Origin of the sequence: Streptomyces lacrimifluminis (genome assembly GCF_014646095.1) — a bacterium.
In the GTDB taxonomy this organism is placed as follows: Bacteria; Actinomycetota; Actinomycetes; order Streptomycetales; family Streptomycetaceae; genus Streptomyces; species Streptomyces lacrimifluminis.
On sequence record NZ_BMMU01000007.1, the window covers coordinates 206,560 to 232,829 of the forward strand.

Sequence of the window (26,270 nt, forward strand, 5' to 3'; positions counted from 1 at the left end):
GTGACTCCGCTGGAGCTGGCCCGGGCCCGGCCCGGGCCCCCGTTCACCGTCACCGTCGACGGGGACGAGACCGACGCGCTGCCCGGTCAGACCGTCGCCGCCGTGCTCTGGTCGGCGGGCGTCACCTCCTGGCGCAGCACCCGGGGCAGCGGTGCGCCACGCGGGATCTTCTGCGGCATCGGGATCTGCTTCGACTGCCTCGTCACCGTCAACGACCGCCCCAACCAACGTGCTTGCCTGGTCCCGGTCACGCCCGGAGACGCGATCCGCACCCAGGAAGGCACCGGCCATGACGAACTCGGGTAGAGCCTCTCTCGCGGTGGTCGGCGCCGGTCCGGCGGGCCTCGCCGCCGCACTGACGGCCGCCGACCGGGGCGTACGGGTCGTGCTGCTCGATGCCGGCGCGCAGGCGGGCGGGCAGTTCTACCGGCAGCCCGCGGTGGCGCTGAAGGCACGCAGGCCGCAGGCCCTGCACCACGCCTGGGGCACCTGGAAGAAGCTGCGGGACCGGCTGGCGGCGCATGTCGCGGCGGGTCAGATCATCCACCTGGTGGATCGTCATGTGTGGTTCGTGGAAAGGGAGTTCGCGGGAGGCGGCGGCTTCGGTGTGCATGCCCTGACCGGCCCAGGGCAGGCCGGGTCGCAGACCGTCACCGCCGACGCCGTCCTCCTCGCCACCGGCGGCTACGAGAAGGTGCTGCCCTTCCCCGGCTGGACCCTGCCCGGTGTGGTCACCGCGGGCGGCGCGCAGGCGATGCTCAAGGGCGGCCTCGTCCTGCCGGGCCGTACGGTGGTCGTCGCCGGAACCGGGCCGTTGCTGATGCCGGTCGCGGCCGGGCTCGCGGCGGCGGGCGCCGAAGTCGCGGCGTACGTCGAGTCCACGCACCCCACCGACTTCGTCCGGCACACGGCGACACTCGCCGCCAACCCGGCGAAGATCGCCGAGGCCGCCCGGTACGCGGTCCAACTGCTGCGCCACAAAGTGCCGGTGACGGTACGTCACACCGTGGTCGCGGCGCATGGAACCGACCGCGTCGAGGCCGTCACCGTCGCCGCCCTGGACACCCGAGGCCGGGTACGGCCGGCCACCATGCGGCGGATCGCCTGCGACACCCTGGCCGTCGGGCACGGCATGCTCGCGCACACCGATCTGGCCGAGATCCTGGGGTGCGCGATCGACGTCACCGGCGACGCCTTCGTCGTCACCGACGCCGAGCAGCGCACCGACGTCCACGGTGTCTGGGCGGCGGGCGAGGCCACCGGCATCGGGGGAGCGGTGCTCGCGCTGGCCGAGGGCGAGATCGCCGGGCAGTCGATCGCCGCCCGGCTGAAGGGAGCCGAGCCACGCGCCGCCGACCGGGCGACGGCCGCCCGGACCCGTACCCGGCTGCGCAAGCTCTTCGCCGCCCTCGACACCGCCTACGCCCCGCCCGCCCACTGGGCGGAACAGGTCGCCGACGACACCGTCGTCTGCCGCTGCGAGGAGGTGACGGCGGCGGAAGTCCGCGAGGCGGTCGAGGAGTTGGGCGCGACTGATTCGCGAACCGTCAAGTTGCTCACCCGGGCGGGTATGGGGTGGTGCCAGGGGCGGGTCTGTGCAACTGGTGTCGCCGGGGTTGCGGGGTGTCCGGTGGGTTTGGGCAAGCGGCCGTTTTCTCGGCCTGTGCCGTTGGGGGTGTTGGCGGAGGAGCCTGAGCGCTGATGGCTGTGTCTTGTCTGCGGGTTCGTCGTGGCTTGTCGCGCAGTTTCCCGCGCCCCTGTCGGGGCGCTCTACTTCTGCATGCCGAAAGGTGAGGTCCCTATGAGTATCCCCGCTCCCGTCTGGCGCGGTGTTCTTGTCGCCACCGCGTTGCCGCTCAATGACGATCTGAGTGTCAACTACGAGGCCTACGCCGATCATTGCCGCTGGCTCGTCGAGAACGGTTGCGACGGCGTCGTACCGAACGGCTCCCTCGGCGAGTACCAGGTGCTCACCGCCGAGGAGCGGGTGAAGGTCGTCGAGACCGCGGTCGCAGCGATCGGCGGGGACCGGGTGATGCCCGGCGTGGCCGCCTACGGCTGTGCCGAGTCCGCCCGCTGGGCCGCGCAGGCCAAGGACGCCGGCTGCGCTGCCGTCATGCTGCTGCCGCCCAACGCCTACCGCGGTGACGGGCGTTCGGTGCTCGCGCACTACGCCGCCGTCGCCGAGGTCGGCATCGACATCGTGGCGTACAACAACCCGATCGACACCAAGATCGACCTCACCCCCGAGCTGCTCGCCCAGCTGCACGCGGCCGGACACATCAAGGGTGTGAAGGAGTTCTCCGGGGACACCCGGCGCATCTACCAGATCCAGGAACTCGCCCCGGAACTCGACGTGTTGATCGGCGCCGACGACGTCCTGCTGGAGCTGGCCACGGCCGGAGCGGTGGGCTGGGTCGCCGGTTACCCCAACGCCCTGCCCCGGGCGACCGTCGAGCTGTACCGCGCGGCGGTGGCGGGTGACCTGGCCACCGCCCTGCCGCTCTACCGGCAGCTGCACGCACTCCACCGCTGGGACTCCAAGGTCGAGTTCGTGCAGGCGATCAAGCTGTCGATGGACATCGTCGGCCGGCACGGCGGTCCCGTCCGCCCGCCGCGCATGCCGCTGCTGCCGGAGCAGGAGAAGTCGGTCCGCGAGGCCACCGAGAAGGCCGTCGCCCTCGGCCTCGCCTGAGCCGGACAGCACGCCGACCTGCGTCGGCCCGAGTTGACCTGAGAGGATCGCGATCATGCGCAGCAAGCTCGTCCTGCACGCCGTCGACTCGCACACCGAGGGCATGCCGACCCGGGTCGTCACCGGCGGAATCGGCACGATCCCCGGCGACACGATGAACGAACGCCGGCTGTGGTTCCGCGAACACCGGGACGACGTACGGAACTTCCTGATGAACGAGCCACGCGGGCACCCCGCCATGAGCGGGGCGGTCCTCCAGCCGCCGACCCGGCCCGACTGCGACTACGGCGTCCTCTACATTGAGGTCTCCGGCTATCTGCCGATGTGCGGCCACGGCACGATCGGTGTGGCGACCGTGCTCGTCGAGACCGGCATGGTCCCTGTCGTCGAGCCGGTCACCACCATCCGGCTGGACACCCCGGCCGGGCTCGTCGTCGCCGAGGTGGCGGTGGAGGACGGCGCGGCGAAGGCGGTCACGATCCGCAACGTGCCTTCGTTCGCCGTGGAGTTGGACCGAAAAGCGACCCTCGCCGACGGTCGCACGGTGACCTACGACCTCGCCTTCGGCGGCAACTTCTACGCCATCCTGCCCCTTGACGAGTTCGGCCTGCCCTTCGAGCGTGAGCGGAAGGACGACATCCTCGCCGCCGGACTCGCCCTGATGGACGCGATCAACGCCGACAGCCCGCCCGTGCACCCGGAGAACCCGACCATCAACGGCGTCCACCACGTCTATCTGGCGGCTCCCGGCTCGACCGCCGTACGCTCCCGGCACGCGATGGCCATCCATCCCGGCTGGTTCGACCGCTCGCCCTGCGGCACAGGCACCTCCGCCCGTATGGCGCAGCTGCACGCGCGCGGTGAACTGCCGCTGCACCAGGACTTCCTGAACGAGTCCTTCATCGGTACGTCGTTCACCGGGCGGCTCGTCGAGAGCACGGAGGTCGCCGGACGCCCCGCCGTGGTGCCCACGATCACCGGCCGCGCCTGGATCACCGGCACCGCCCAGTATCTGCTGGACCCGGACGACCCGTTCCCGGCCGGCTTCGTACTCTGACACCGCCCGACCCGAGATCCACCGGATCCACCAGGAGAACCCATGGCCGCTCAGCGCACCGGCCCCGCTCTGCCCAGCATCGGCGGTCCGCGGCCCAGTTACCGGGCGAGCGTCGCCGACGCGCTGCGGGCCGCGCTCGTCGCCGGTGAACTGCGGCCGGGCGAGGTCTACTCGGCGCCCTCGCTCGCCGCCCGTTTCGGCGTCTCGGCGACCCCGGTGCGCGAGGCCATGCTCGATCTGGTGAAGGAGGGCATGGTCGATCCCGTACCCAACAAGGGTTTCCGGGTCACCACGGTCTCCGAGCGGCAGCTCGACGAGTACACCCACATCCGGTCGCTGATCGAGATCCCGACCACCGTCGGCCTCGCCGCGACCGCCGACCCGGGCGCGCTGGAGGCGCTGCGCACACACGCGGAGGAGAGCGTCGCGGCGGCGGACAGCGGCGATCTCATCGCCCACGTCGAGGCCGACCGCCGCTTCCACCTCGGCCTGCTCGCCCTGGCCGGCAACCAGCATCTGGTCGAGGTCGTCGGCGACCTGCGCAAACGGTCGCGGCTGTACGGCCTCACCGCACTGGCCGAGCGCGGACTGCTGAAGTCGACCGCCGAGGAGCACCTGGAGATCCTCGACGCGCTCCTCGCCCGGGACGAGGAGCGTGTACGGACCGTGATGACCCGGCACCTGGGCCATGTCCGGGGCGACTGGGCCCACTGAACCGCGCCCACCCCTGCCCCACCACTTCCACGAATGGCGTACACGAACTCCGTGTGCGCGTTCGGACGTGTTCGGTTGTTGCCGTCCGGGCGGGGGAGGACACTGAACCCATGGCCTCCGCGAGCGCTGACGACGATCATCAGGACGGACCTGACCTGGTGGAAGAGGCGTTCAGGCAGGCGTCGTTCTCGATGTCCGTCTTCGACGTCGAGCAGCGGTACCGGCGGCTCAACGACGTCGCCTGCCAGGTGATGGGCGTCGAGGAGGAGGACGCGCTGCTCGGCCGGGTCTTCCCCTACGGCGTGCCGGAGGACGTCGCGCAACGCGGCCTGCTCAAGGCACTGCGGGACGTGGCCGCCACGGGCGAGCCCACACACTACGAGGCCTTCTCACGGGCGCCCTCCGGGATCCGCGAGCACGCCTGGAACATGGAGCTGTGGCCCGTCCGGGACGCCTCGGGCGAGGTGAGCGCGGTCGGGCTGGCCGCGTACGACAGCAGTGAGCAGCACTGGGCGCGGCAGCGGCTGGCGGTCCTCGACGAGGCGGCCGTCTCCATCGGCACCAGCCTGGATCTCGACCGCACCGCCCAGGAACTCGCCGACCTGGTCGTACCCCGGTTCGCCGACTTCGCCAGCGTGGACCTGCTGGAGGCGGTCATGCGCGGCGACGAGCCCGCCGAGGCCGGCCCGGACGACGTGGTGGTGCTGCGCCGCCTCGCCCACGCGGCCGGGAGGATCGGGGCCCCCGGGGCGCTGCTCGGCCCGGGGACCACTGACACGTACCCGCCCTACTCCCCGCCCGCCCGGGCACTGAGCACCGGACAGCCGGTGCTCAGCCGCAGCGGCGCCCCCGACTTCGACCACTGGATGGCGACCGCGCCCGAACGGGCCCAGAGCCTGCGCGGAGTCGTCGTCACCTCGCTGGTGGCGGTGCCGCTCATCGCGCGCGGTACGACACTCGGGGTCGCCGTCCTGCTGCGCACCCGGCCCGACGTCTTCAACGAGGACGACTTCGTCCTGGCCAGGGAGCTGGCGAGCCGCGCCGCCCTCTGTGTCGACAACGCCCGCCGCTACACCCGCGAGCGCAGCACCGCCCTCGCCCTCCAGGAGAGCCTGCTGCCGCGCGGTCCCTCCAGGCAGTCGGCGGTGGACGTCGCCTCCCGCTATCTGCCCGCCGGCTCACGGGCCGGTGTCGGCGGCGACTGGTTCGACGTCATCCCCCTCTCGGGCGCGCGCGTCGGCCTCGTCGTCGGCGACGTGGTCGGCCACGGCATCCAGGCGTCGGCGACCATGGGCAGGCTGCGTACGGCGGTCCAGACGCTCGCCGACGTCGACCTGCCGCCCGACGAGCTGCTGGCCCACCTCGACGACCTGGTCCTGCGTCTCGCCGCTGACGACGACAGCGCCGGCGGCGACCGGGTGGCCGTCGGTGCCACCGGGGCGACCTGTCTGTACGCGGTCTACGACCCGGTCTCCCGGGAGCTGGCCGTCGCCAGCGCCGGCCACCCACCGCCCGTGCTGGTCCTGCCGGACGGCGGGACCCGGGTCGTGGACGTCAGTGTCGGGCCGGTGCTGGGGGTGGGCGGTCTGCCCTTCGAGACCACCGAGATCCAGCTGCCGGAGGGCAGCCTCGTCACCCTGTTCACGGACGGGCTGGTCGAGCCCACCGAGGGCGACCCGGACCTCGGCATCGCCCTGCTGGCCCGGACCCTCGCGGAGGGGCACAGTGCGCAGGCCTCGCTGGAGGACCGCTGCGACCGGGTCCTGTCCGCCCTGCTGCCGAAGAACCCCGGCGACGACGTCGCCCTGGTGCTGGCCCGCACCCGCGCCCTGGACGCCGACCACGTCCGCGTCTGGGACCTGCCCGCCGATTTCGAGGTGGTCGCCGATGCCCGCAGACGTGCCGTCGCCCAGTTGGAGCAGTGGGGCCTGGAGGATGTCGCCTTCGTCACCGAACTGGTCGTCAGCGAACTCGTCACCAACGCGATCCGCTACGGCGCCGACCCCATCCAGCTCCGGCTGATCCACGACCGCACGCTCATCTGCGAGGTCTCGGACGGCAGTTCGACCTCACCGCATCTGCGCCGGGCCAGGATCTTCGACGAGGGCGGCCGGGGACTCCTCCTGGTCGCCCAGCTCACCACCAGCTGGGGCACCCGGCACACCAGGAACGGCAAGACGATCTGGGCGGAGCAGGCGCTGACCTGACGGTTTCCGGGGTCCCGAGGAGGATCGGGAGCCGGCCGTACAGCCCGGGGCGCGCAGCCGCTCCGGCGCCGATCGCCACTGGTCCGGCCGGTCCACCACCGCGGCCACGCTCCCGGTCGCCAACGACCGCTCCGGGCCGGTCGGTTCACGCCGACGGGCGATCCCGGCAGGCACGGGGCCGGGCCGGCGATTCCGGGACCCCGGCTCCGGCACCGTCTCCGGCAGCCACGGGCCGTCGTCGTCACGAGGCGCTCACCTGCGGTGCCGCGATGCTCCTGTGCCGTCGCCCTGGTCATGGGTAAGGACAATCTGTTCCCATCGCGGGCGGGAAGGTTCACTTCGGCACGGTAGAAAGGACCCATGGCGGAGCGCGAGACCCCCGCAGGGGACATGGACGATGTTGACGCGGTGACCCGAGCGGTGCTGACCGCGTCGCGGCTGCTCGTGGCGGTCTCCGCCCGGTCCCTCGCCGAGGTCGAGGAACGCGTGACGCTCCCGCAGTTCCGGATGCTGGTCGTCCTGTCCACGCGCGGGGACACCAAGCTGGTCACGCTCGCCGACCTGCTCCAGGTGGCCCCGTCCACCGCGATGCGCATGATCGACCGGCTGATCGCGGCCGGCCTCGCCGAACGGCACCTCAACCCCGACAACCGCCGGGAGACGCAGCTCGGCCTCACCGAGGAGGGGCGTCGGACGGTCGAGGACGTCACGGCCCGCCGGCGGACCGAGATCTCCGGGATCGTGGCACGCCTCGCCCCGGCACAGAGGGCAGCGCTCGTCGAAGCGCTCACCGCCTTCAGCGAGGCGGGCGGGGAACCCCCCGTCCCGGCGGCGGGCGACACGGAGCCGCACCCGCTCGGCTGGGCGGACACCGCGATCGTGTGACGTCCTTCTCGGTACGCGCGATCCCGGTCCGGTCTCGCTCAGCCCGCTGACGTCGAGGTACCGGAAGGGCCCGTGGGCGCCGGGGCGGCCGTGCGGATGTTCAGGTCCGGGCGGGGGGTGAGCGCGACCATCGGTGCGCCCTGAAGGGGCGGCGGCGGGGTCGTCTCGTCCTTGGGCAGCTTCGGCGGCGTGCTCTGCTGGAAGTTGACCTGGTCGATGTTGACCAGACCGGTGTTCTCCAGCACGGTGATGTGGTCGAGGACGGTGTCGTTGGCCAGGTCGGCCAGGGCGCGGACCATGACGTTCCTGGTGGTGGCACGGATCTTGGCGATGACCGGGAAGATCTGGCCGTGGGTCACCCGCATGATGGTGACCGCCGTGGAGTCGAACTCCTTGCCACCGGCCGCGTCCGCGGTGGCCACGAACTGCTGCTGTTGCGGCGACGCCACGTTGGGCAGGACGACCCCGAGCTCGGGGGCGATCTTGCGGCACATGACGTCGAGTCCGGCGTGACCGACGATCAGGTGCTTGCCGGCCTCCCTCATCTCCACGGTGGTGCCCCGCTCCATGGCCATCTCGCCCAACGGGTACTCCCACAGCCCCGCCGCGCGCACCTTGACCACGAAGTCCCGGTCGGCCTCGGTCAGCGGTCCGTAGCGGGTGTTGGCGATGACGCGGTCCGGTGAACTCGTCGTGTTCTCCACCCCGAGCATGGCGGGGTAGGCCAGCGCGGCGAGGGTCAGACCCAGAGCGCCGAACACGAGCACGTTTCCCGCGTTTCTGGCCGAGATGGGCATGGTGCCTCCTGGTGTGAGCGGCTCGTACGCCAGGAGATACGGGAGCGAGCAGGATTTCAATCATTGCTCAGGGTAAATTTTGCACTCTGCTAAATCTGGAGCACGGCATGATCGGTGGATGGCAGCTGTAGAGGGCGAGAGTGGTGGAGGCGACGTGGCGGGGCGGGCGGAGATCTCGTCGCCGCGGGAGGCCGCGAACGACGCGCTGGTGCTGGCGTTCGGGCGGTTGCAGGGTGCGGCGAACCGGCTGGAGTACATCCTCGGCCGGTCGCTGGAGCGGGAGTGCGGCATCAGCCACCTCATGTTCGAGGTGCTGCTCATCCTGGGACGGGCGGGGGGACCCGGGCTGTCCATGCGGGTCGTCGCCCAGGAGCAGGTGCTGACCACGGGCGGTGTGACGCGTCTGGTGGACCGGATGGCGGCGGCCGGGCTGGTCGAGCGCGCCGAGGACCCGGACGACCGGCGCGGCCGGCTGGTGCGTCTGACCCGGTTGGGGGAGGAGACCACCGTGCGCGCGTCCCGGCTGCACGTGGAGAACATACGCCGCTATTTTGTGGCGCCACTGCCGCCCGAGGACTGGGAGCGGTTCGCCGAGGACCTGCGCATCCTCAGCCGATCCGCACGGGACGAGCTGCCCCGCCTGCCCTGAGGCCGCGGGTGCGGGCGCGGGAGCGGGTGTGTCGGGCGCCACGTGTGCGCGACAGGTGCGAGGAAATATCTGACTAGTCAGTTACTGTTCTCTCAGGTGAAGCGTCCGCATCCGGCGGACGCCACACCACTGCCGAGGTCCCCCATGAAGCTCGTCTACGTCTTCGACGCCTACTGCGGCTGGTCGCACGGCTTCTCCGGAACGCTGAGCGAGGTCGTCGCCCGTCACCCGGACGTTCCGGTCGAGGTGGTGTCCGGTGGTCTGTTCACCGGGTCGCGCCGGGTGCCGGTCCGGGAGTTCGGTCACGTCCAGGGGGCGAACGCGCAGATCGCCGAGCTGACCGGTGCCGAGTTCGGTGAGGCGTACGAGGGGCTGATCGCCGACGGTTCGTTCGTGATGGACTCGGAGGTCGCCGCGCGCGGGGTCGCCGCTCTGCGCCAGGCCGCCCCTGCCCGTGCGGCGGAGCTCGCCGGCGCGCTGCAGCGTGCCTTCTACGTCGACGGTCTGAGCCTCTCCGACCCGGCGACCTGCCGGAAGGTCGCCGAGGAGGCCGGCCTGGACGCCGACGCGGTGGTGGCCGCCTTCGGAGGGCCGAGGGTACGGGTCGCGGCCGGAGCCGACTTCCACCGGGCCGCCTCGCTGGGCGTCACCGGCTTCCCGACCCTCCTGGCCGTCGACGGCGACCGGGTCACCGTCCTGGCCCGGGGGCACGCCACCGCCGACGAGGTGGACCAACGGCTCGCGGCCCTTCGCACCCCCTGAGCCTCCCCGTCCGCGTCCCCGTCCCGTCTCCACCCTCCTCATTTGCCCCGCTCGACTCCCCTTTCCCGCAAGGAGCTTTCGATGAGTGCCCTGTCCTTCAAGGTCCTGGACCTGGACTTCCCGGCCGGCAGCAGGAACAAGACCGCCACCCTCGTCACCGGCGAGAACGAGGCGCTGCTGGTCGACGCCGCGTTCACCCGCGCCGACGGTCACCGCCTGGCCGCCGAGATCCTCGACTCGGGCAAGACGCTGACCACGGTCTTCGTCAGCCATGCCGACCCCGACTTCTACTTCGGCGCCGAAGTGATCGCCGACGCCTTCCCCGAGGCGGTGTTCGTGGCGACACCGCTGGTGATCGAGCACATCCGGGACTCCTACGAGGGCAAGCTCAAGGCATGGGCTGCGCTCGGCCCGAACCTGCCCACCCGCCTGGTGGACCTTCGGCCGCTGACCGGTGACCTCACCCTGGAGGGCCACCGCTTCGAGCTGAAGGGCGGCCCGGCCGCGCTGCCCGACCGCCACTACCTGTGGCAGGCCGAGTCCCGCGCCCTCCTGGGCGGTGTGCTGCTCTTCCAGCAGGAGCACGTCTGGGTCGCGGACACCGCCACCCCGGGTGACCGCGCGGCCTGGATCGTCCTGCTCGACGAGATGGCGGCGCTGCGGCCGGAGCTGGTCGTGCCGGGTCACCGGCTGCCGGGGACGGCGGCCGACGCCTCCGCGATCACCGCCACCCGTGACTACCTGGTCGCCTTCGAGGAGGAACTCGCCAACGCCGCCGATGGTGCGACGCTGACGGAGGCGCTCGTCAAGCGTTACCCGGACAACGGCATGCTGATCGCCGCGCAGATCGGTGCGAAGGTCGCCAAGGGCGAGATGAAGTGGGGCTGACCATGACCGACACCGACCTCGCGACCTCGACGGCGCCCGCCGACGTCGTACGCCGCCAGTACCTGGCCTCCGCCGCCGGTGACCTGGACGCCCTGCGGGCCACCCTCGCCCCGGATGTGGAGTGGACCGAGATGGCGGGCTTCCCGCTGGCCGGCACCTACCGCACTCCCGAGGGCGTCACGTCGAACGTGATGGAGCAGCTGGGCAAGGAGTGGGAGGGCTGGACCGCTCACGACGACACCTATGTCGTGGACGGGGAGAACGTCGTCGTGCTGGCCCGCTACACCGCGGCCAACAAGGCCACCGGCAAGGCGATCGACGTCCGGGTCGCCCACCACTTCGTCGTACGCGGTGGACTCATCGTCCGCTTCGAACAGTTCGTCGACACCGCCCTCGTCCGCGACGCCATGGCCCACTGACCCGGCCGTCATCGCGACACCTCGTGGACGTGGACGTGCCGGTCAGCGCTTCGACGCCGACCGGCACGTCCACGTCCCGGCTCCTCCAGCCCATGGCCGGAAATCCGGACAGCCGGACAACCGGACCGTCAAGGGGCGTCGCCTCCGCGCACGGGCCGCGTACGAGCGGCCCTCTGATGCTCCGAGTGACGTGCGCCACACGTCCGATCCGGAACCCCGCCCCGCGCACACCCGACTCCTGAACCGGTACGGCTCGAACCGACTCGCGTCGTACGACGCGATCCAGGAGACCGGTGATGGAAGAGTCCCCACAACCCTCCTCGGACGCCTGTCCGACGACCGATCAGCGCCTGTGGCGGCCGACGCGGCGCCGGCTCACCGACACCCTGCTCGCCGGGCTCGCGCCCGTGGCGGCGTGCGGTGTCGCTCTGGGCGGTCTGACGACCTGGGTCGGCTCCGGCAACGCGGGCAGCCCGGCGCGGATCGAGGTGACCGCCGGACGCGTGTTCCTGCCGTACGGCGACACCCGGGACACCGCGGCGTTCTTCCGGATCTCCAACTCGGGAGACGGAGAGGACCGGTTGGTCGGCATCACCTCGTCCGTCCTGGGGGGCGACATCACACTCTCCCGTCATCGGACCAGGGACGGCACGGTGGCGTACCGGGAAACGGTGGGATCGGCCGTCGTGCCGGCGAACGACAGCCTCACCATGTCGCCGCACGGCCTGGACGTGACGGTGCGGGCCGAGGAGGGGTGGCGCGCGGGGGATCTCGTGCCGTTCACCCTGCACTTCCAGCGCGGTGGGCGGATCGAGGTCCTGGCGATCGTGGTCCGCCCCGGCGAGGGCTCGTTGTGAGCCTGCGGCCTCGGTAGTCCCTTTTATTGGTCGGCCCGAACCTCCGTTTGGTTCCGGCCCGTTGCCGTGTTCTGGATCATGCGTCCCCGATTGAGCCCGGGGCGGGGGCAGTTTCCGTACCCCGTCATGACGACCGAACCCCGAATGCAAGGATGAGGCCCGTCATGACTGCTGGGTGGTGCTCTCGCACGCTTCGGGCCGCGGTGTTCGCGGCCGTCTGCGTGCTGCTCGCCGCGCTGGGGCACGTGATGATGTCCGGCAGCCGGGTGCCCTGGTGGACCCTGGTCGCCGGCGCGGCGGTGACCGGCGCCGCGGGCTGGTGCCTGACCGGCCGCGAGCGGGGAGTTCCGCTGATCGTGTCCGTGGTGGTCGTCGCGCAGACGGCCCTTCACTCGGCCTTCTCCCTGGCGCAGTCCGGCACGCACCCGGCGGTCTCGGCACCTGGGGGCATGGCCTCGATGGACATGAGCTCCATGGACATGAGCTCGATGGGCCACGACATGGGCTCCCTGCCGATGAACTCCGCGCACATGGACGTGGCGCACATGGACTCCATGGACATGGCGCACATGGATCACTTCGGGCACGCCATCGGTGACACGTCGTCGTTCGGCATGCTCTCCGCGCACCTGCTGGCCGCCCTGCTGTGCGGCCTGTGGCTAGGACACGGGGAGCGCGCCGCGTTCCGCGTTCTCCGGGCCGTGGGCGGCAGGCTGACCGCGCCGCTGCGGCTGCTGCTCGCCCTGCCCACGCCACCGCACCGTCCACGCATCCGCGTACGCCTCCGCTCGGACCGAGTGCCGCGGGGTCGCCTGCTCGTCCACGCGATCACTTCTCGGGGGCCGCCCGTGGGGACCGCTGTCGTCTGACGACAGCCGGTGTCCCGAGGCAGCCCGTGTGCGCCTCGGGCCTCGGCCGTACGCCCTGTACGGCCGAGCAGCCCCACTTCCCCGGACCGGCCCGCTCTTGGGCGCGCCCGGAGCCGGGACGACCTGAGAAGGACACCAGGTGACCCTTCCCGCCCTGCCCGCCTCTCGTGAGAAGACGACGTCGCCCGACGAGTCGATAACCGCCTGGGCGCTGGCCGCCCGAGCCGGTGACCCGGAGGCCGTCGAACGCTTCGTGGGAGCCCTGCACCGTGATGTCGTGCGCTATGTCGCCCACCTCTCCGCCGACCCCCAGGCGGCAGACGACCTGGCCCAGGACACGTTCCTGCGGGCGCTCGGCAGCCTCCACCGGTTCGAGGGCAGGTGCTCGGCCCGTACGTGGCTGCTGTCCATCGCGCGTCGCGCGGTGATCGACAGCTTCCGGTACGCCGCCGCCCGCCCGCGCCTGTCCGACGTACAGGACTGGCAGCTGGCGGTCGAGCACGCCCAGCCGCGCGACCTGCCCGGCTTCGACGAGGGCATCGCCCTCCTCGATCTGCTGGCCGCACTGCCCGAAGAACGCCGTGAGGCATTCACCCTCACCCAACTGGTCGGTCTGCCGTACGCGGAGGCGGCCGTGGTGAGCGACTGCCCCGTCGGGACGGTCCGCTCCCGGGTGGCCCGCGCCCGGGCGACGCTCATGGGGCAGCTTGCCGAGGCCGAGGAGCCCCGCCCGGACCAGGGAGCGGCAGGGGACGCAGGCCGAGGGCCCTCGACGACGAGGACGGCTGCCATGGTCGCCTGAGCCGAGGGACCGGGTGACGGCCGTACGGCCGCCATACCGGCCCATCGCCTGCTCTACCGCCCCGCCGCCCGGCCGCGAACCGATGCCGCAGCAGAGAGAGTTGGTGATCCCGGCAGTATGACTTCTTCGCTGACCATCGGCGTCTACGTGTTCGAGGACGCCGAGGAGCTCGATGTCGTGGGCCCGTGGGAGGTCCTGGGGTTCCGGGCCGGGCACGTGGCGGAGTTTCCCGTCCGCCTGCTTGCGGTCGGCCGGGAGGAAGGAGTGGTGCGCTGTTCCAAGGGGCTCCGTCTCGTCGTCGACCGGAGTCTCGCCACGGCGCCCGCTCTCGATCTGCTGGTGCACCCCGGCGGGGACGGGACGCGTCCCCTGGCCAAGGACAGGGCGCACCTGGACCGGGTGCGGGAACTGCACCGCCGGGGGACCGTGTTGGCGAGCGTGTGCACCGGTTCCCTGGTCCTGGCGGCAACGGGCCTTCTCGAGGGGCGGCCGGCCACCACGCACGGGAACCACGTGGAGAGGCTCGCGAAGATCGACGGCACGGTCGACGTGCGCGCGGACGATCGGTACGTCGACGACGGGGACATCGTCACCAGCGCCGGTGTGTCCGCCGGTATCGACATGGCCCTCCATCTGGTGGGGCGTCTCGACAGCCCGGAGGCGGCGGCCCAGGTCCGTAAGGGCATCCAGTACGACCGGCCGGTCAGCTGGTCATTTCCTCCGGCAGCAGGTCCAGGGCAAGGGGCTTGGCGCCGTAGGTGACGCGCACGACACCGTCGGGATGGCGGTCGGCCGTGGCGGTCACGCCGAAGACGTCACGCAGCAGGTCGGGAGTCAGGACGTCCAGGACGGGGCCCGCCGCGACCACCTCGCCATGGTGGAGCGCGACGAGGTGGTCGCACAGGCGGGCCGCCAGATCGAGGTCGTGGAGGACCGCGAGGGTGGTGATGCCGGTGGAGCGGATCAGGTCGAGCAGTTCGAAGCGGGCGCGGATGTCGAGGTGGTTGGTGAGCTCGTCGAGGACGAGGAGCCTGGGGCGCTGGGCGAGGGCGCGGGCGAGCAGTACGCGCTGACGTTCGCCGCCGGACAGCGAGGTGAAGTCACGCTCGGCCAGCGGGCGGGCACCGCACTGGTCGAGGGCCTCCTCGACGGCTTCGTGGTCGTCGGCGCCGTCGCGGCCGAGGAGACCGTGGTGCGGCGTACGGCCGAGCGCGACGATCTCGGTGACGCACAGGCCGGTCGGACTGCCGCCCGACTCCTGGAGAACGGCGGCGGTACGACGGGCGGCGTTGCGGGCGGACAGGGCCCACACGTCGTCGCCGTCGACGCGCACCACACCCCGCTCCGGGCGCAGCGAGCGGTAGATGGTCCGCAGCAGCGTGGACTTGCCGCTGCCGTTGGGTCCGACGAGGCCGACGATGTCCCCCGGCTGGGCCTCCAGAGCCACGTCCTGGAGGATCGGGCGCCGGTCGAGGGTGATGTGGAGCTGTTCCACGGTGAGTTTCATACGCTGTCCAGGCTCTTGTTGCGGCGGAGCAGCCAGAGGAAGAAGGGCGCGCCGAACAGGGCGGTGAGGATGCCGAGGGGCAGCTCGTTGGGGCGGTTGACGGTCCGGGAGAGCAGGTCGACGACGACCAGGTAGATGGCGCCGACCAGAGCGGACTGAGGTATCAGCCGACGGTGGTCGGCGCCGGTGGTGAGGCGGACCAGGTGGGGAATCATCAGGCCGACGAAGCCGATGCCGCCCGCGACGGCGGTGACCGCGCCGGTGAGGAGCGAGGACAGCACGAGCATCAGGGCCCGCAGCCGGTGGACGTCGACGCCGAGGGCGGTGGCGGACTCGTCACCGGCCAGCAGGGCGTTGAGCCGTCTGCCGAAGAGCGAGAGGAGCACGGTGGTGGTGAGAACGACGGTGCTGACGAGGGGCAGTTGGTCCCACTTCGCGCCCGAGACGCTGCCGAGCATCCAGAACATGACGGTGCGCAGTTCGGTGGGGGTCGCCTGGAGCTGCAGAAAGCTGGTAGCGGAGAGGAACACGTAGCCGATGGCGACGCCGGACAGCACCAGCCGGGTCGGGGCCAGGCGTCCTTTGCGCTGTCCGAGGACGAACACCAGGGCGCCCGCCGCGAGGGCACCGAGGAACGCCGCGGACGACACCCCGAGCCCGCCGAGCGACGCACCGGTGGCCAGGGTGATGACGATGACGGCGCCGAGCGAGGCTCCGTAGGAGAAACCCAGGACGACGGGGTCGGCGAGGGGATTGGCCACCACGGACTGCAGAACCGCGCCGGAGACCGCCAGGCCCGCGCCGACCACGGCGGCCATGACGACACGCGGAGTGCGGAAGCTCCAGACGATCTGGTCCAGTGCGGGATCACCGGTCGCGCCGCCGCCCCGCAGATGGTGGAGAACGATCCGCCACACATCGCCCAGGGGGATGGTGACCGCACCGATGCTGATCGCCACCATCATGACGGCGGCGAGCACGATCACCAGTGCCACCAGCACCAGCGAGGGGTTCAGCCGCTTCGGACGCCTCAGAACGCGTCCGGGTGCAGCATCCTGGCGATCCTGTCCACGGCCAGGTCGTTGCTGGGGCCGAGGTAGATCGAGTCGGACAGAACGGTGTAACGCTTGTTCTTCGCGGCCGGCCACTGGGGGAACTCCTTGAGCAGTTTGCGGGCGTACGCCGCGGGGTTGGGGTCGTTGTAGCTGATGACCACGAGGGCGTCGACGGGCTCGGCGGCGACCTTCTCCTTGCTGAGGTCGGCGAAGGAGGTCGTGGAGGCGGCCGAGAAGGCGTTGGCGCCGCCGGCCTTGGCCAGGACGTCGTTCCAGATGCCGTTGGCCGCGACGGAGCTGAAGTCGTTGCCGCCCATCGACATGTTGGAGAACACCACCATGACGTTGGGCGCCTTCTCGCCCTTGACCGCGGCCGATACGCCGCTGGTCTTCTTCTGCGAGGCCGCGATCAGCTTCTCGGCGCGGTCGCTGACGTGGAAGATCCTTCCCAGGTCGCGCAGCAGCTGGTAGCTGTCGGCGACGGTCATGCGGGAGGTGTCCTGGTCACAGCCCTGAGGGGAGATGTAGCTGTTGGCGCTGACCGCCTTGAGGTCGTCGCGGGTCGCGAAACCGTTCTTCGCGTCGAAGCCGTAGGAGGTGGTGGACAGGACGAGGTCGGGGCTCAGGCCCAGCATCGCCTCGCGCGGGATGTCGTAGGCGTCGTTGAGCTGGATGTCCCCGGTGGGCAGCGCCTTGATGGCCTTGGCACGGCCGGGGACCTCGGACATCCCGTACGACTGCCCGTTGGCGACGATACGGTCGCCGAGGCCGAGCGCCAGCAGCGAGGAGACCTCGGCGACCGAGGCACCGTTCATGACGACGACCCTGCTGGGCGCCTTGCTGTACGTGGTGGTCTGCCCGCAGTTCTCGATGCTCACCGGGTAACCGGGAGCGTTCGCTCCGGCCGCTTCCGCCATGGGGGAGGGCGAGGTTCCGCAGGCCGCGGTGACCAGGCAGAGTGCTCCGGCCAGGACCGCGGCAACGGGCCGTGTCGTCAGCATGCAGGCTCCTAGGGGGTAGGGCGGACTCCGCTCAAGTAGTCGGGGCGAAGTCCGCCCGGGTTCCCGGGAGTCAGCTCTCTCTGGTGACCGGGGCCGGCAGCGCTCCCGTCCTGACGCAGTGGTCGAGGTAGCGGAACACCAGGGCGCGGTCGGCCCGGGGACACGAGATGCCGCTGCCTTCGAGACCGCGCAGGACGTTGTCGGCCCGGACGTGTCCCAGCCCGAGGTCGGGATCGGCGTCGCCGCTTACGGCGTCACCGCTGTCGGCCCAGGAGTCGAAGAACGCGCCGGTCGTCGCGGCCACATCGGCCGAACGGGGCAGTTCCGTACGCCACTGGGCCAGGGAGAGCCGCTTTGCCGGGTATCCGTACTCCTGCACCCAGTCGTAGAGGTCGGCCAGCCGGATCTGGGGCACGGGGGCGTGGTTGTAGACCGTGCCGGGCGGGGGATCCGTCAGGGACAGCCGCACGACCGCCCGGGCGACATAGTCCACAGGCGTCCAGACCTCCGCCTCGAACAGATCGGGCAGGATGCCGGCGGGAATGCCCGACCGGAGCACGCTCCACAGGAAGTCCCGCTCGTTCACATAGCCGGTGTCCGGCGCTCCGACGACCCGGCCCAGCCGGTGCACGGTGACCGGGAACCCGCGCTCGGCGGCCTGCTCCAGCAGTCGTTCGGAGGCCCACTTGGACTGCTGGTAGCCGTAGACGAGCCCTGGGTGCGGCGGGAGGAACGCTTCGGGTACTTCGGGGACGGCGCTGCGGGGTGGGGCCACGGACAGGGTCGAGACGAGGTGGAGCGGGACCGAACGCGCCGATGCCAGGCGCAGCAGTTGGCGGGTCGACTCGGTGTTGGCGCCGCGCAGGCTGCTGTAGTCCCGCATGATGCTGACCGTCGCGGCGTTGTGGAAGATCGCGTCGCAGGTCGCGGCCAGCTCCGTGAACAGGGCCTGCCCGAGACCGAGTCGAGGCCGGGCGAGATCGGCGGGGACGGCGGTGACGCGCTGCGGGTCGGCGGGGAACGGGAGTTGCCGGCCGGTGAGGGCCCGGCGGATGCGGTCGGCGGCTTCGGCAGGGCCCGCCGCGCGGACCGGGCAGATGATCTCGGCGTCGGTGGCGGTCAGGAGTTCGGCCAGCAGATGGGAGCCGACGAACCCGGTGGCGCCGGTGAGCAGGATCCTGCGCGGCACGCTCCGCGCACCGACCGGGGCCGCGAGTGCGATGTCCTGGTCGAGCACGGCGTCGGCGAGGACGGTCTTCGGAAGGCCGGGGGCCGACGCCGGCGCGTCCCGGTGGTCTCCCCGGCGGCCTTCCAGATGACGGGCGAGTTCGGCGGCCGTCGGATGCTGGAAGAGCCAGGCCACGCGTACGTCCCGTGCCAGCTCCACGCCGAGCCGGTTGGCGACCTGGATGGCCTGGAGCGACTGGGCTCCGAGGTCGAAGAAGTCGTCGTGGGGCGAGATGTTCTCGGCCCCCAGAATCTGCTCCCACATGCCCGTGATGGTCTGTTCCAGCGAACTGCCGCTCGGCGGAGCCGTGTTGGCCCCGCTCCTGACGCTGTCCACGGCTCCGGTGGCCGTGCTGAGCGCGTTCCTGTCGATCTTTCCCGAGCCGGTGCGGGGCAACCGGTCCGTGAACTCCACGGCGGAGGGGACCATCGCCGCCGGCAGTGTCGCCCGCAGATGCTCCCGGACCTCCGCGGCCGTCGGCGCGGGGTCCACGGCGACGACGTGCGCCGCCAGCCTCCGGGTGCCGTCCGCCAGCAACCGGCCCACGACGGCGGCCTCGCGGATGCGTGGGTGCGTGAGCAGGACGGTCTCGACCTCGGCCGGCTGCACCCGATGGCCACTGATCTTGAACTCGTCGTCGGCCCGTCCGACGAACCGCAGCTGTCCGTCGTCGCCGAGCCGTACCAGATCGCCGGTGCGGTAACCGCGCGGGCTGCCGGGCAGCTGGGGGACCGGGGCGAACCGGGCGTCGTCCCGGTGCGGGCCGCCCCGGTAACCGAGGGCCAGCGCGGCACCGACGAGGTACAGCTCACCGCCGAGGACGACGGCCCGCATACCCGGCAGCGGGACCCCGATCGGCACGTCGCCGGGGGACAGAGCGGGGTCGTGGAGCGCGGCGACGGTGGCGACCACGGTCGCCTCGGTCGGCCCGTAGGTGTTGAACAGCCGCACGGACGGGCCGACCGACTCCCGCCAGCGGCCGACGCGTTCGGGCAGCGCCGCCTCGCCCCCGATGACGACGGTCCGCACCGCGCCGGGAAGGACCGCGGCACCGGTCGAGACGGCGTAGGCCAGTTCGTGCCAGTAGGCCGTGGGAAGGTCGAGCACACTGATCCGCAGGCGGTCGCACGCCTCCAGGAGCCGGGGGACGGACTCGGTCATGTCGTCGGTGCGGACGACGAGTGTCGCTCCGGCGCACAGGGTGAGGAAGATTTCCTCCACGCTGGCGTCGAAGTGCAGGGGCGCGAACTGCAGGACACGGTCCTCGCGGCGCAGACCGTAGCGGTGCGTGGCCCCGGCGACGAACGTGGCCAGCGCGCCGTGGCCGATCTCCACGCCCTTGGGCCGGCCGGTGGATCCCGAGGTGTGGATGACGTACGCCGGATCGTCCGGGGCGCCTGCGGCCGGGGCAGGTTCCTGGGCGTCGGTGTCCGCAGCGTCGAGCAGCAGCACGGGACGGTCCCGGAACCGGGCGGCGTATGCGCCGGTCGTCAGAACGAGGACCGGTTCCGCGTCCTCCAGGAGCGCCGACGTACGGGAATCCGGGGCGCCGGGGTCGAGCGGGCAGTACGCGGCGCCGGAGAGCAGGACGCCGAGGATCGCGGTCACGGCGTCGATGCCGCGTGGCAGGACGACGGCGACGAGCGCGCCCGGTCCGACGTTCCGGGCCGCGAGCCGCCGGGCGAGCTGCCGTGCGGAGCCGGACAGCTCCGCGTAGGTGACGCTCCGGCCGTCGTGCTCGACGGCGGTGGCCCCGCCGCGCCGGGCGGCGTGGTCGGCGATCAGGTCCAGCACCGGACGGGCCGGCCGGGGGAGCGGCCCGCCGTCGAGTACGGTGACGGGCCGATGTCCGCCGACCACCTGAGCCGGAGCGGCGACCGCCCCACGCAACAGCTCCAGCAACCCCTGCTGGTGCGCGGCCAGTTCGGCCTCGTCGTAGAGATCCGGGTTGGCGTCGACAGCGATCCTCAGGCTCGAGCCCTCCGCGCGGTCGTACACATTGACCGCCAGGTCGTCGACGGGTCCCGCGGACACGTTGTGGACGGTGCTGCGATGGCCGGCGAAGCGCAGGTCGTACTCGAACGGCATGATGTTGACCCCGGGGCCGGACAGCCGTCGCTTTCCGCCGACCAGCTTGAGATCACGCCGCAACTGCTCGTAGCGGTACCGCTGGTGCGGCAGCCCCGCCCGCATCTCGCCGGACACCCGCACCGCCAGGTCCCGCAGGCTGTCCCGCTCGTCGACGGCGATGCGCAGCGGCAGGATGTTCCGCACCATGCTCGGAACCCGCAGCGAAACGGAGCCGAGGCGGCCCATGGCGGGCAGGCTGAGGACGATCTCGGGCGCTCCCGTGGTCCGCTGGATGTACGCCGCGGTCGCGGCCAGCACGACATCGGACCAGGACACCGAGAGGTCACGGGCGACGGAGTGCAACGCCTCCACATCACCCGGATCGAGGTCCGCCGTGCGACGCAGGAAGTCCCGCGCCGGGAGCGCCTGTTCCTCGGTGAGCCCCGCCACCGCCGGACGGTCCGCGAAGCGCTGTGTCCAGTACGTACGGTCCACCGCGAAGCGTTTCGACGCCCGGTAGGCCCGCTCCTCCTGCCGCACCGACTCCAGGGTTCCGAAGCCGCTGTCGCCCAGGGGAGCGCCCTCCACCAGGGCGGTGTAGACCTGCGCCACGCGCTGGGCGACCAGGGAGAGGCCGAAGCCGTCGAGGGCGATGTGGTGGACGCGGTGATACCAGAGGAACCGGTCGGGACCCGTGCGCAGCAGAGCGTGGCCGAAGACGGGGTCACGCGCGAGATCGACCGGGCGGGCCATGTCCTGTGCCATCCAGCCGAGGGCGGCACGGTGGGGGTCCGGGTCGGTGGTGAGGTCGGCGATGTACGGCCGCCGGTCGGCGCTGTCGACGCTCAGCTGCCAGGGCCGCCCCCGGCCGTCCACGACGAAGCGGACGTTCAGGGCCTCGACTTCGCCCACCGTGTGCCGGAGCGCCTCGGCGAAGGCCGCCGGGTCCACCGGGCCGTGGATCGACACGTACTCGGCCGTGTTGTAGGCGGGGCTGTCCAGATCGAGCTGCTGGCCGGTCCAGATGCCTTCCTGGGCGGCCAGCAGGGGGTGCCGCTCACCGTGCGCGTCAGGCGTCGGCATGGGCCGCTCCCGCCTGGCGTTCGGACAACAGCTGCCACCACTGGGCGAACGAGGTGCGCTCGGCGAGTTCCAGGAAGCTCACGTCCGCGCCGGCGTCCCGCCACCGGGCGGCCAGAGTGGTGATGCGCAGCGAGTCCAGGCCGGCGTAGAGGGGGTTTTCGTCCAGGTCGACTTCGTCGGGCCGCTGGTGCAGGAACTCCGCCAGGTCCGCACGGAAGCCCGCCAGCGTCAGGGGCTCAGGCATGTCGCTCTCTCTTTGTAGCTGGTAGCTGGTAGCTGGTGGGTTGTGGCTGTGGCTGTGGGCCGGTCAGTTGACCTTGCGTTCGGAGTCGCTCCAGAAGCGGTCGCGCAGCTCCCGGCGGAGGATCTTCCCGCTCGGGTTGCGCGGGACATGGTCGATGAACTCGTACCGGGCCGGCAGCTTGAAGGCGGCGAGCCGGTCGATGAGGAAACGGTGCAGGTCCCGGGGGGCGGGCTGCTGGCCGGGAACCGCCACGACGAACGCGTGGACGGTCTCTCCCCACTGCTCGTCGGGGGCTCCCACGATCACCGCCTCGGCCACGCCGGGGTGGTGCTCCAGCGCGTTCTCGATCTCGGCGGGATACACGTTCTCGCCGGCGACGAGGATCGTGTCCTTGATGCGGTCGCGGATGAAGACGTAGCCGTCCTCGTCGACGTATCCGGCGTCCCCGGTGTGGATCCACCCGCCGACCAGGGTCTCGGCGGTCTTCTCCGGCAGGCCCCAGTACTCGACCATGTGGGCCGGGGTGGCCAGGCAGACCTCGCCGATCGCGCCGGGCGGCAGTTCGCGGCCGTCGTCGTCGATCACCTTGCTGCGGACACCGGGGTACGGGTGTCCCGCGGCCTGCATCCGGGGGTGGCCGGGGACGTGGTCGGCAGGCGGCAGGCACACGGCCGTGTTGCCGGTCTCGGTGAGTCCGTAGATCTGCGCGAACTCGGCCCCGAACATGGCCAGGCTCTCTTCGAGCAGTGCCTCCGAGATCGGTGACCCGCCGTACACGATCTTGCGGAGCGTTGTGAAGTCGTCCGGTACGGCTCCGGGTTCGCCCAGCATCATGCGCAGCATCGCGGGGACGACACAGGCGGTGGTGATGCCCAGGTCGCGGATGAGGTCGATCGCGTCGCGGGCCGCGAAGGCGCGCATCGCCACGACGGTCACGCCGGCGTTGAGGTTCTGGGCGGCCCACCACAGACCGCCGACATGGAATCCGGGGATGCCGATCAGGGCCGTGTCGCCGGTGCGCCAGTCGATCCAGTCCAGCCCTTCGCTCGCGAGGGCGTCACGGACGGCGAAGAAGCTGCGATGGGCCAGGACGACACCCTTGGGCAGGCCGGTGGTGCCGCTGGTGTAGAGCTGGGCGACCGGGGTGTCGGGGTGGACGGGCGGTGCGAGGTCGGTGGTGGGGTGGGCGGCCTTCCAGGCCGGGAAGCCGTCGGCGGAGCCGAGCCGGACGACCGTCTTCGGGGGCGCGGCCGGCAGCCGTTCCAGGACCGGCGCGAAGTCCTCCTCCAGGAAGAGCAGTTCGCTGCCGGAGTCCCGGAGGATGTGGCTGACCTCGGGGGCGGTCAGCCGCCAGTTGATGGGCACCAGGACGGTCCCGCTCTTGGCGCACCCGAAGAGGATCTCGTAGTAGTGCTCCGACTCCTTGCCCAGATACGCGATCCGGGCGCCCGGCGCCGCTCCCGAGGCGCGGATGGAGTGGGCGATGCGGTTGCTCTCCTGGTGCAGCTCCAGGTAGGTGAGGCTGCGGCCCTCGCAGAGAACGGCGGTGGCCGACGGTCGGTGGGCGGCGTGGAAGCGGGCTGTGTCGACAAGGGTCTTCAGCTCTGGGTGGTGCAGTCTGACGCCGGTTTTCTGCGGCGCCGTCAATTCGGCCATGCTGGGGATCTCCGCTCTCGGTCGTCGTCCGACAGCGCGCCGCCGGGTGGCGGCGGCGCGCCAGGGGATCGGTTCCTGCCTACGGTCCGTTCACGATGGCGAGCTTCACGTCGCCGTCGCATCGGCCGCCCGCGCTGTCCCAGTACCGGTAGGAGGTGTCCGCGACGATCAACGGATTTCCGCCGGGTGACCGCCGTTCCACCGAAAGGAACTCGATCTCCCCGGAGAAGGAACGAGCGTTTATGGGGCGCCGGAAGTTACCGCCGAACCGGGCGATGAGGATGTCCGGGAGCTGATGCCGCCAGTAGTCGTCGAGAGTCCATGACGTGAAGTCCTTCAGCAGACCCTCTTTTACCGACTTGGCGAGGGCGTAGTACATCATCTGGTTGTAGCTGATGTTGACCTCGACCGCGTTGAGATGCCCGGTGTCGTCGATATAGCAGGATTCCGGGATGGAGAATTCGCACTGCGCCGTCACACAGCCGGACCGTGAACTGACCGCGGCGGATTTCAGGTACGTGCAGTTCGCCTTGTACGGCCTCAGTACCTGTACCAGGAGTTCGTCGTCGCTCTCGAACTCCCGGGGCGGGGAATCCAGGTGTACGGCGGCCTCCGCGCTCATGCCGCTGCCTCGTCGTAGAGCTTGCGCTCGTCGTGGACGGTCAGCCGGAAGGAGACGGTCGGCTCGGGGGTGGTGGTGTGCCGGGCCCGGTGGACGAGGCTGCGGTTGTCCCAGACCAGCAGGTCGCCCTTCTGGAAGCTCTGCAGGTGGATGTTGCTGTGGGTGAAGGTGTCGTCGAGCTGGCCGGTGGCCTCGAAGAGCTGGTGGAGCAGGTCCGACTCCAGCGGTTTGCCGTCCTCGTCCTCGATGCCGACGGTGAAGCCCTCGCTGATGTAGAGAACCGTTTCACCGGTCATGGGGTGGGTGAAGGCGGTCGGTTTGACGACGGCCGGGGTCTTCTCCTCGACCTCGTCGATGATCTCGGAGATCGGCCGGTACACGTCATGCGGACGGATCTTGAAGTACTTGCGCACCGAGTGCCGGCAGAAGGTTCCCGCGAGTTCCTTCCTGAGACCCTCGGGGAGCCTCTCGTACGCCTTGCCCATGTCGATGAAGTAGGTGCCCCGGTTCTTCTCGGGTATCACCTGCGGGTAGATGAGGGTGAGTCCGAACGGGTCCGGCATGAACTGGTAGTCGGCGTGCCAGAATTTGCCGGTCTTCGGCACGCCTATCTGCTTCCCGTCCTTCGGGACATTGGAGGAGACGAATATCTCCTCGACCTCGGGGTGCTTGTACATGGGTTCGTAGTAGGTCTCCGGACGGCCCAGCAGCTTGCCGAGTTCCAGGAACTGCCGCGGTGTCAGGTCCTGGTTCTTGAGGATCGCGATCTTCTTCGAGTAGACCGTTTCCTTGAGGATGCCGAGGTCCGCCGGTGAGGCGGTGGCAGGGTCGAATCCCTCGACGGTGGCGCCGATTTCCGTGCCGGCCTGGGCCTTGATCTTCATGGTTGTCCGCTTTCCGTTGGTGACGGTCACTGGGCGAGTTTCGAGTCGATCAGCCTGGCGGTCGCGTCCAGGGTGAGGTCCTCCTGGAGTTCGTTGTCCTCGACGGTGACGCCGAGATCGCGCTCGATGCGCATGCTGATCTCGACCATGGTCAGCGAGTCGACGTCCAGTCCGGCGAAGGTGACATCCGGGCTGATCCGGTCGGGCGGCGCATCGTGCAACTTCGCGAGGATCGTGACCAGTTGGTCGTAGGTGGTGCTCATGATGCGGGTACTCCTCCTCGGTCGTACGGGTGACTGATCCGGGCGAGCGCGGGCCAGCTCAGGAGGCAGGAGCCCCAGGTGAGACCGCCTCCGAACGCGGTGAGCAGGACGCGCTCCCCCTGCTGGATGGTCCGGTGGGAGGCCGCGTCGGCCAGGGCGAGAGGGATGGACGCGGCGCCTGTGTTGCCCACCGACTCGACGTTGGACACACAGCGTTCCGGGGGCAGTCCGAGTTCTTCCGCCACCGAACGCAGGATGCGCAGATTCGCCTGGTGGGGAACGAAGTGGTCGATGTCGTCGGCCTTGTGGCCGGCCAGGGTGAGGGTGGTGCGCGCCGAGGCCGTCATCCGCGTGACGGCATGCCGGTAGACCTCCCTCCCCCGCATGGAGAAATGCCGGTCCTGCGGGCTCGCTCCGCCCGGCGTCGAGCGCTGCCGGGAGCCGCCCGCGGCCACCATGATCAGCTCTTCCCCGGTGCCGTCACTGCCGAGGTCGAAGTGGCCGACCGCACCCGGCTCGTCGGGGTGTCCGGCCCGCAGGACGACAGCTCCGGCCCCGTCCCCGAAGATGATCGCGTTGGCCCGGTCCTGCGGGTCGATGATCGTGGAGTAGGTGTCCGCGCCGATGAGCAGGACGCGCTCGGCGACCCCGGCCGCGATCAGACCGGTGGCCGAGGCCAGCCCGTACACGAAGCCGGTGCACACGGCGCTGATGTCGAATGCCGCCACACCCGTCAGGCCCAGTCGGGCGGCGACGAGCGGGGCGGTGGCCGGGCAGGAGCGGTCCGGGGTCGTGGTGGCGACGATGACCGCGTCCGCGGTTTCCGTGCCCGCCGACCGCAGCGCGCGGCGCCCGGCCTCCACGGCCAGGTCCGACGTCGCCTGGCCGGGCTCGGCGAAGTGGCGTCGGCCGATCCCGGTCCGGGTGCGGATCCAGTCGTCGCTGGTGTCGAGCCGCCGGGACAGGTCCTCGTTGGTCACGACGAGAGGGGGGACCCAGCCGGCCAGCCCGCACAGGACGGCTGACCGTTCAGGCGGTGCGGCGGGCGGCGGATCG

The 26,270-nt window shown here is 71.0% G+C and carries 26 protein-coding genes; 15 read left to right on the plus strand and 11 right to left on the minus strand.

The features are described from left to right. The 7 genes from IEY89_RS13665 (at position 1) to IEY89_RS13695 (ending at position 7,558) form a co-directional block, all read left to right on the plus strand. The gene (locus tag IEY89_RS13665; RefSeq protein ID WP_189147728.1) at positions 1-306 is read left to right on the plus strand and encodes a (2Fe-2S)-binding protein; all 306 of its coding nucleotides are present in this window, start codon (positions 1-3) and stop codon (positions 304-306) included. Next, entirely contained in the window at positions 290-1,702 is a 1,413-nt protein-coding gene (locus tag IEY89_RS13670) for an FAD-dependent oxidoreductase (protein ID WP_189147644.1), read from the plus strand. Before IEY89_RS13665 ends, IEY89_RS13670 begins: the two co-directional genes overlap by 17 nt. A gap of 99 nt (positions 1,703-1,801) precedes the next feature. Continuing rightward, complete coding sequence (locus IEY89_RS13675) at positions 1,802-2,695, plus strand: dihydrodipicolinate synthase family protein (protein WP_189147645.1); 894 nt, start codon at positions 1,802-1,804, stop codon at positions 2,693-2,695. A 55-nt stretch (positions 2,696-2,750) separates the two neighbouring features. Then, entirely contained in the window at positions 2,751-3,752 is a 1,002-nt protein-coding gene (locus tag IEY89_RS13680) for a proline racemase family protein (RefSeq protein WP_189147646.1), read from the plus strand. A 42-nt stretch (positions 3,753-3,794) separates the two neighbouring features. Then, on the plus strand, positions 3,795-4,466 hold the full coding sequence (locus IEY89_RS13685; protein WP_189147647.1) for a GntR family transcriptional regulator: 672 nt from the start codon (positions 3,795-3,797) through the stop codon (positions 4,464-4,466). Between the two features lie 110 nt (positions 4,467-4,576). After that, positions 4,577-6,673, plus strand: coding sequence for an ATP-binding SpoIIE family protein phosphatase (locus IEY89_RS13690; protein WP_189147648.1), 2,097 nt, complete (start codon positions 4,577-4,579; stop codon positions 6,671-6,673). Between the two features lie 360 nt (positions 6,674-7,033). Further along, complete coding sequence (locus IEY89_RS13695) at positions 7,034-7,558, plus strand: MarR family winged helix-turn-helix transcriptional regulator (protein WP_189147649.1); 525 nt, start codon at positions 7,034-7,036, stop codon at positions 7,556-7,558. 38 nt (positions 7,559-7,596) lie between these two features. Here the strand turns inward: IEY89_RS13695 and IEY89_RS13700 are convergent, their stop codons facing one another. Next, a complete protein-coding gene (locus IEY89_RS13700) occupies positions 7,597-8,355 on the minus strand; it encodes a DUF4142 domain-containing protein (protein WP_189147650.1) in 759 nt (252 codons plus the stop codon). A 118-nt stretch (positions 8,356-8,473) separates the two neighbouring features. Here IEY89_RS13700 and IEY89_RS13705 point away from each other — a divergent pair, with 118 nt between their 5' ends. The 8 genes from IEY89_RS13705 to IEY89_RS13740 all read left to right on the plus strand — a co-directional run bounded on the left by IEY89_RS13705 (position 8,474) and on the right by IEY89_RS13740 (position 14,363). Next, positions 8,474-9,004, plus strand: coding sequence for a MarR family winged helix-turn-helix transcriptional regulator (locus tag IEY89_RS13705; RefSeq protein ID WP_373287238.1), 531 nt, complete (start codon positions 8,474-8,476; stop codon positions 9,002-9,004). A gap of 144 nt (positions 9,005-9,148) precedes the next feature. Next, the gene (locus tag IEY89_RS13710) at positions 9,149-9,766 is read left to right on the plus strand and encodes a DsbA family protein (protein ID WP_189147730.1); all 618 of its coding nucleotides are present in this window, start codon (positions 9,149-9,151) and stop codon (positions 9,764-9,766) included. 81 nt (positions 9,767-9,847) lie between these two features. Next, positions 9,848-10,654 (plus strand): MBL fold metallo-hydrolase, encoded by an 807-nt coding sequence (locus IEY89_RS13715; RefSeq protein WP_189147651.1) that lies wholly within the window; start codon positions 9,848-9,850, stop codon positions 10,652-10,654. A gap of 2 nt (positions 10,655-10,656) precedes the next feature. After that, complete coding sequence (locus IEY89_RS13720; RefSeq protein ID WP_229695207.1) at positions 10,657-11,073, plus strand: nuclear transport factor 2 family protein; 417 nt, start codon at positions 10,657-10,659, stop codon at positions 11,071-11,073. Between the two features lie 296 nt (positions 11,074-11,369). Continuing rightward, positions 11,370-11,930, plus strand: coding sequence for a copper chaperone PCu(A)C (locus tag IEY89_RS13725; RefSeq protein WP_189147653.1), 561 nt, complete (start codon positions 11,370-11,372; stop codon positions 11,928-11,930). A gap of 164 nt (positions 11,931-12,094) precedes the next feature. Continuing rightward, a complete protein-coding gene (locus IEY89_RS13730; protein ID WP_189147654.1) occupies positions 12,095-12,799 on the plus strand; it encodes a hypothetical protein in 705 nt (234 codons plus the stop codon). Positions 12,800-12,938: 139 nt separating this feature from the next. Continuing rightward, positions 12,939-13,601, plus strand: coding sequence for a sigma-70 family RNA polymerase sigma factor (locus IEY89_RS13735; protein ID WP_189147655.1), 663 nt, complete (start codon positions 12,939-12,941; stop codon positions 13,599-13,601). A 117-nt stretch (positions 13,602-13,718) separates the two neighbouring features. Continuing rightward, the gene (locus IEY89_RS13740; RefSeq protein ID WP_189147656.1) at positions 13,719-14,363 is read left to right on the plus strand and encodes a DJ-1/PfpI family protein; all 645 of its coding nucleotides are present in this window, start codon (positions 13,719-13,721) and stop codon (positions 14,361-14,363) included. Here IEY89_RS13740 and IEY89_RS13745 read toward each other — a convergent pair. From IEY89_RS13745 to IEY89_RS13790, 10 genes are all read right to left on the minus strand, one after another. Further along, positions 14,305-15,108 (minus strand): ABC transporter ATP-binding protein, encoded by an 804-nt coding sequence (locus tag IEY89_RS13745; RefSeq protein ID WP_189147657.1) that lies wholly within the window; start codon positions 15,106-15,108, stop codon positions 14,305-14,307. The genes IEY89_RS13740 and IEY89_RS13745 overlap by 59 nt on opposite strands. Further along, entirely contained in the window at positions 15,105-16,073 is a 969-nt protein-coding gene (locus IEY89_RS13750) for a FecCD family ABC transporter permease (protein WP_189147731.1), read from the minus strand. Before IEY89_RS13750 ends, IEY89_RS13745 begins: the two co-directional genes overlap by 4 nt. A 65-nt stretch (positions 16,074-16,138) precedes the next feature. Continuing rightward, positions 16,139-17,164 (minus strand): ABC transporter substrate-binding protein, encoded by a 1,026-nt coding sequence (locus tag IEY89_RS13755; protein WP_189147658.1) that lies wholly within the window; start codon positions 17,162-17,164, stop codon positions 16,139-16,141. 70 nt (positions 17,165-17,234) lie between these two features. Beyond that, positions 17,235-21,545, minus strand: a complete 4,311-nt coding sequence (locus tag IEY89_RS13760; protein ID WP_189147659.1) for a non-ribosomal peptide synthetase — start codon at positions 21,543-21,545, stop codon at positions 17,235-17,237. Beyond that, positions 21,532-21,789 carry a phosphopantetheine-binding protein gene (locus IEY89_RS13765; RefSeq protein ID WP_189147660.1) on the minus strand — a complete coding sequence of 86 codons (258 nt, stop codon included), beginning with the start codon at positions 21,787-21,789 and terminating at the stop codon, positions 21,532-21,534. Before IEY89_RS13765 ends, IEY89_RS13760 begins: the two co-directional genes overlap by 14 nt. Before the next feature lie 63 nt (positions 21,790-21,852). Then, positions 21,853-23,445 carry a fatty acid-ACP ligase ScoC gene (gene scoC, locus IEY89_RS13770; protein WP_189147661.1) on the minus strand — a complete coding sequence of 531 codons (1,593 nt, stop codon included), beginning with the start codon at positions 23,443-23,445 and terminating at the stop codon, positions 21,853-21,855. Positions 23,446-23,524: 79 nt separating this feature from the next. Beyond that, a complete protein-coding gene (gene scoD / locus IEY89_RS13775; protein WP_189147662.1) occupies positions 23,525-24,067 on the minus strand; it encodes a (2E)-enoyl-ACP glycyltransferase in 543 nt (180 codons plus the stop codon). Then, positions 24,064-24,951: a (3R)-3-[(carboxymethyl)amino]fatty acid oxygenase/decarboxylase gene (gene scoE / locus IEY89_RS13780; protein WP_189147732.1), complete on the minus strand. Its 888-nt coding sequence runs from the start codon at positions 24,949-24,951 to the stop codon at positions 24,064-24,066. Before scoE ends, scoD begins: the two co-directional genes overlap by 4 nt. A 26-nt stretch (positions 24,952-24,977) precedes the next feature. Continuing rightward, positions 24,978-25,214, minus strand: a complete 237-nt coding sequence (locus IEY89_RS13785) for an acyl carrier protein (RefSeq protein ID WP_189147663.1) — start codon at positions 25,212-25,214, stop codon at positions 24,978-24,980. After that, positions 25,211-26,230, minus strand: a complete 1,020-nt coding sequence (locus tag IEY89_RS13790) for a beta-ketoacyl-ACP synthase III (RefSeq protein WP_268240732.1) — start codon at positions 26,228-26,230, stop codon at positions 25,211-25,213. The genes IEY89_RS13785 and IEY89_RS13790 overlap by 4 nt, the downstream gene beginning before the upstream one ends. Positions 26,231-26,270 lie beyond the last annotated feature (40 nt).

Coding starts and splice junctions, on each gene's coding strand:
- IEY89_RS13700 (WP_189147650.1), bottom strand. CDS start 8,355: ATGCCCATCTCGGCCAGAAACGCGGGAAACGTGCTCGTGTTCGGCGCT.
- IEY89_RS13670 (WP_189147644.1), top strand. CDS start 290: ATGACGAACTCGGGTAGAGCCTCTCTCGCGGTGGTCGGCGCCGGTCCG.
- IEY89_RS13725 (WP_189147653.1), top strand. CDS start 11,370: ATGGAAGAGTCCCCACAACCCTCCTCGGACGCCTGTCCGACGACCGAT.
- IEY89_RS13755 (WP_189147658.1), bottom strand. CDS start 17,164: ATGCTGACGACACGGCCCGTTGCCGCGGTCCTGGCCGGAGCACTCTGC.
- IEY89_RS13745 (WP_189147657.1), bottom strand. CDS start 15,108: ATGAAACTCACCGTGGAACAGCTCCACATCACCCTCGACCGGCGCCCG.
- IEY89_RS13680 (WP_189147646.1), top strand. CDS start 2,751: ATGCGCAGCAAGCTCGTCCTGCACGCCGTCGACTCGCACACCGAGGGC.
- IEY89_RS13675 (WP_189147645.1), top strand. CDS start 1,802: ATGAGTATCCCCGCTCCCGTCTGGCGCGGTGTTCTTGTCGCCACCGCG.
- IEY89_RS13685 (WP_189147647.1), top strand. CDS start 3,795: ATGGCCGCTCAGCGCACCGGCCCCGCTCTGCCCAGCATCGGCGGTCCG.
- scoC (WP_189147661.1), bottom strand. CDS start 23,445: ATGGCCGAATTGACGGCGCCGCAGAAAACCGGCGTCAGACTGCACCAC.
- IEY89_RS13720 (WP_229695207.1), top strand. CDS start 10,657: ATGACCGACACCGACCTCGCGACCTCGACGGCGCCCGCCGACGTCGTA.
- IEY89_RS13695 (WP_189147649.1), top strand. CDS start 7,034: ATGGCGGAGCGCGAGACCCCCGCAGGGGACATGGACGATGTTGACGCG.
- IEY89_RS13730 (WP_189147654.1), top strand. CDS start 12,095: ATGACTGCTGGGTGGTGCTCTCGCACGCTTCGGGCCGCGGTGTTCGCG.
- IEY89_RS13710 (WP_189147730.1), top strand. CDS start 9,149: ATGAAGCTCGTCTACGTCTTCGACGCCTACTGCGGCTGGTCGCACGGC.
- IEY89_RS13760 (WP_189147659.1), bottom strand. CDS start 21,545: ATGCCGACGCCTGACGCGCACGGTGAGCGGCACCCCCTGCTGGCCGCC.
- IEY89_RS13750 (WP_189147731.1), bottom strand. CDS start 16,073: ATGATGGTGGCGATCAGCATCGGTGCGGTCACCATCCCCCTGGGCGAT.
- IEY89_RS13715 (WP_189147651.1), top strand. CDS start 9,848: ATGAGTGCCCTGTCCTTCAAGGTCCTGGACCTGGACTTCCCGGCCGGC.
- IEY89_RS13740 (WP_189147656.1), top strand. CDS start 13,719: ATGACTTCTTCGCTGACCATCGGCGTCTACGTGTTCGAGGACGCCGAG.
- IEY89_RS13765 (WP_189147660.1), bottom strand. CDS start 21,789: ATGCCTGAGCCCCTGACGCTGGCGGGCTTCCGTGCGGACCTGGCGGAG.
- IEY89_RS13785 (WP_189147663.1), bottom strand. CDS start 25,214: ATGAGCACCACCTACGACCAACTGGTCACGATCCTCGCGAAGTTGCAC.
- IEY89_RS13705 (WP_373287238.1), top strand. CDS start 8,474: ATGGCAGCTGTAGAGGGCGAGAGTGGTGGAGGCGACGTGGCGGGGCGG.
- IEY89_RS13690 (WP_189147648.1), top strand. CDS start 4,577: ATGGCCTCCGCGAGCGCTGACGACGATCATCAGGACGGACCTGACCTG.
- scoE (WP_189147732.1), bottom strand. CDS start 24,951: ATGAAGATCAAGGCCCAGGCCGGCACGGAAATCGGCGCCACCGTCGAG.
- scoD (WP_189147662.1), bottom strand. CDS start 24,067: ATGAGCGCGGAGGCCGCCGTACACCTGGATTCCCCGCCCCGGGAGTTC.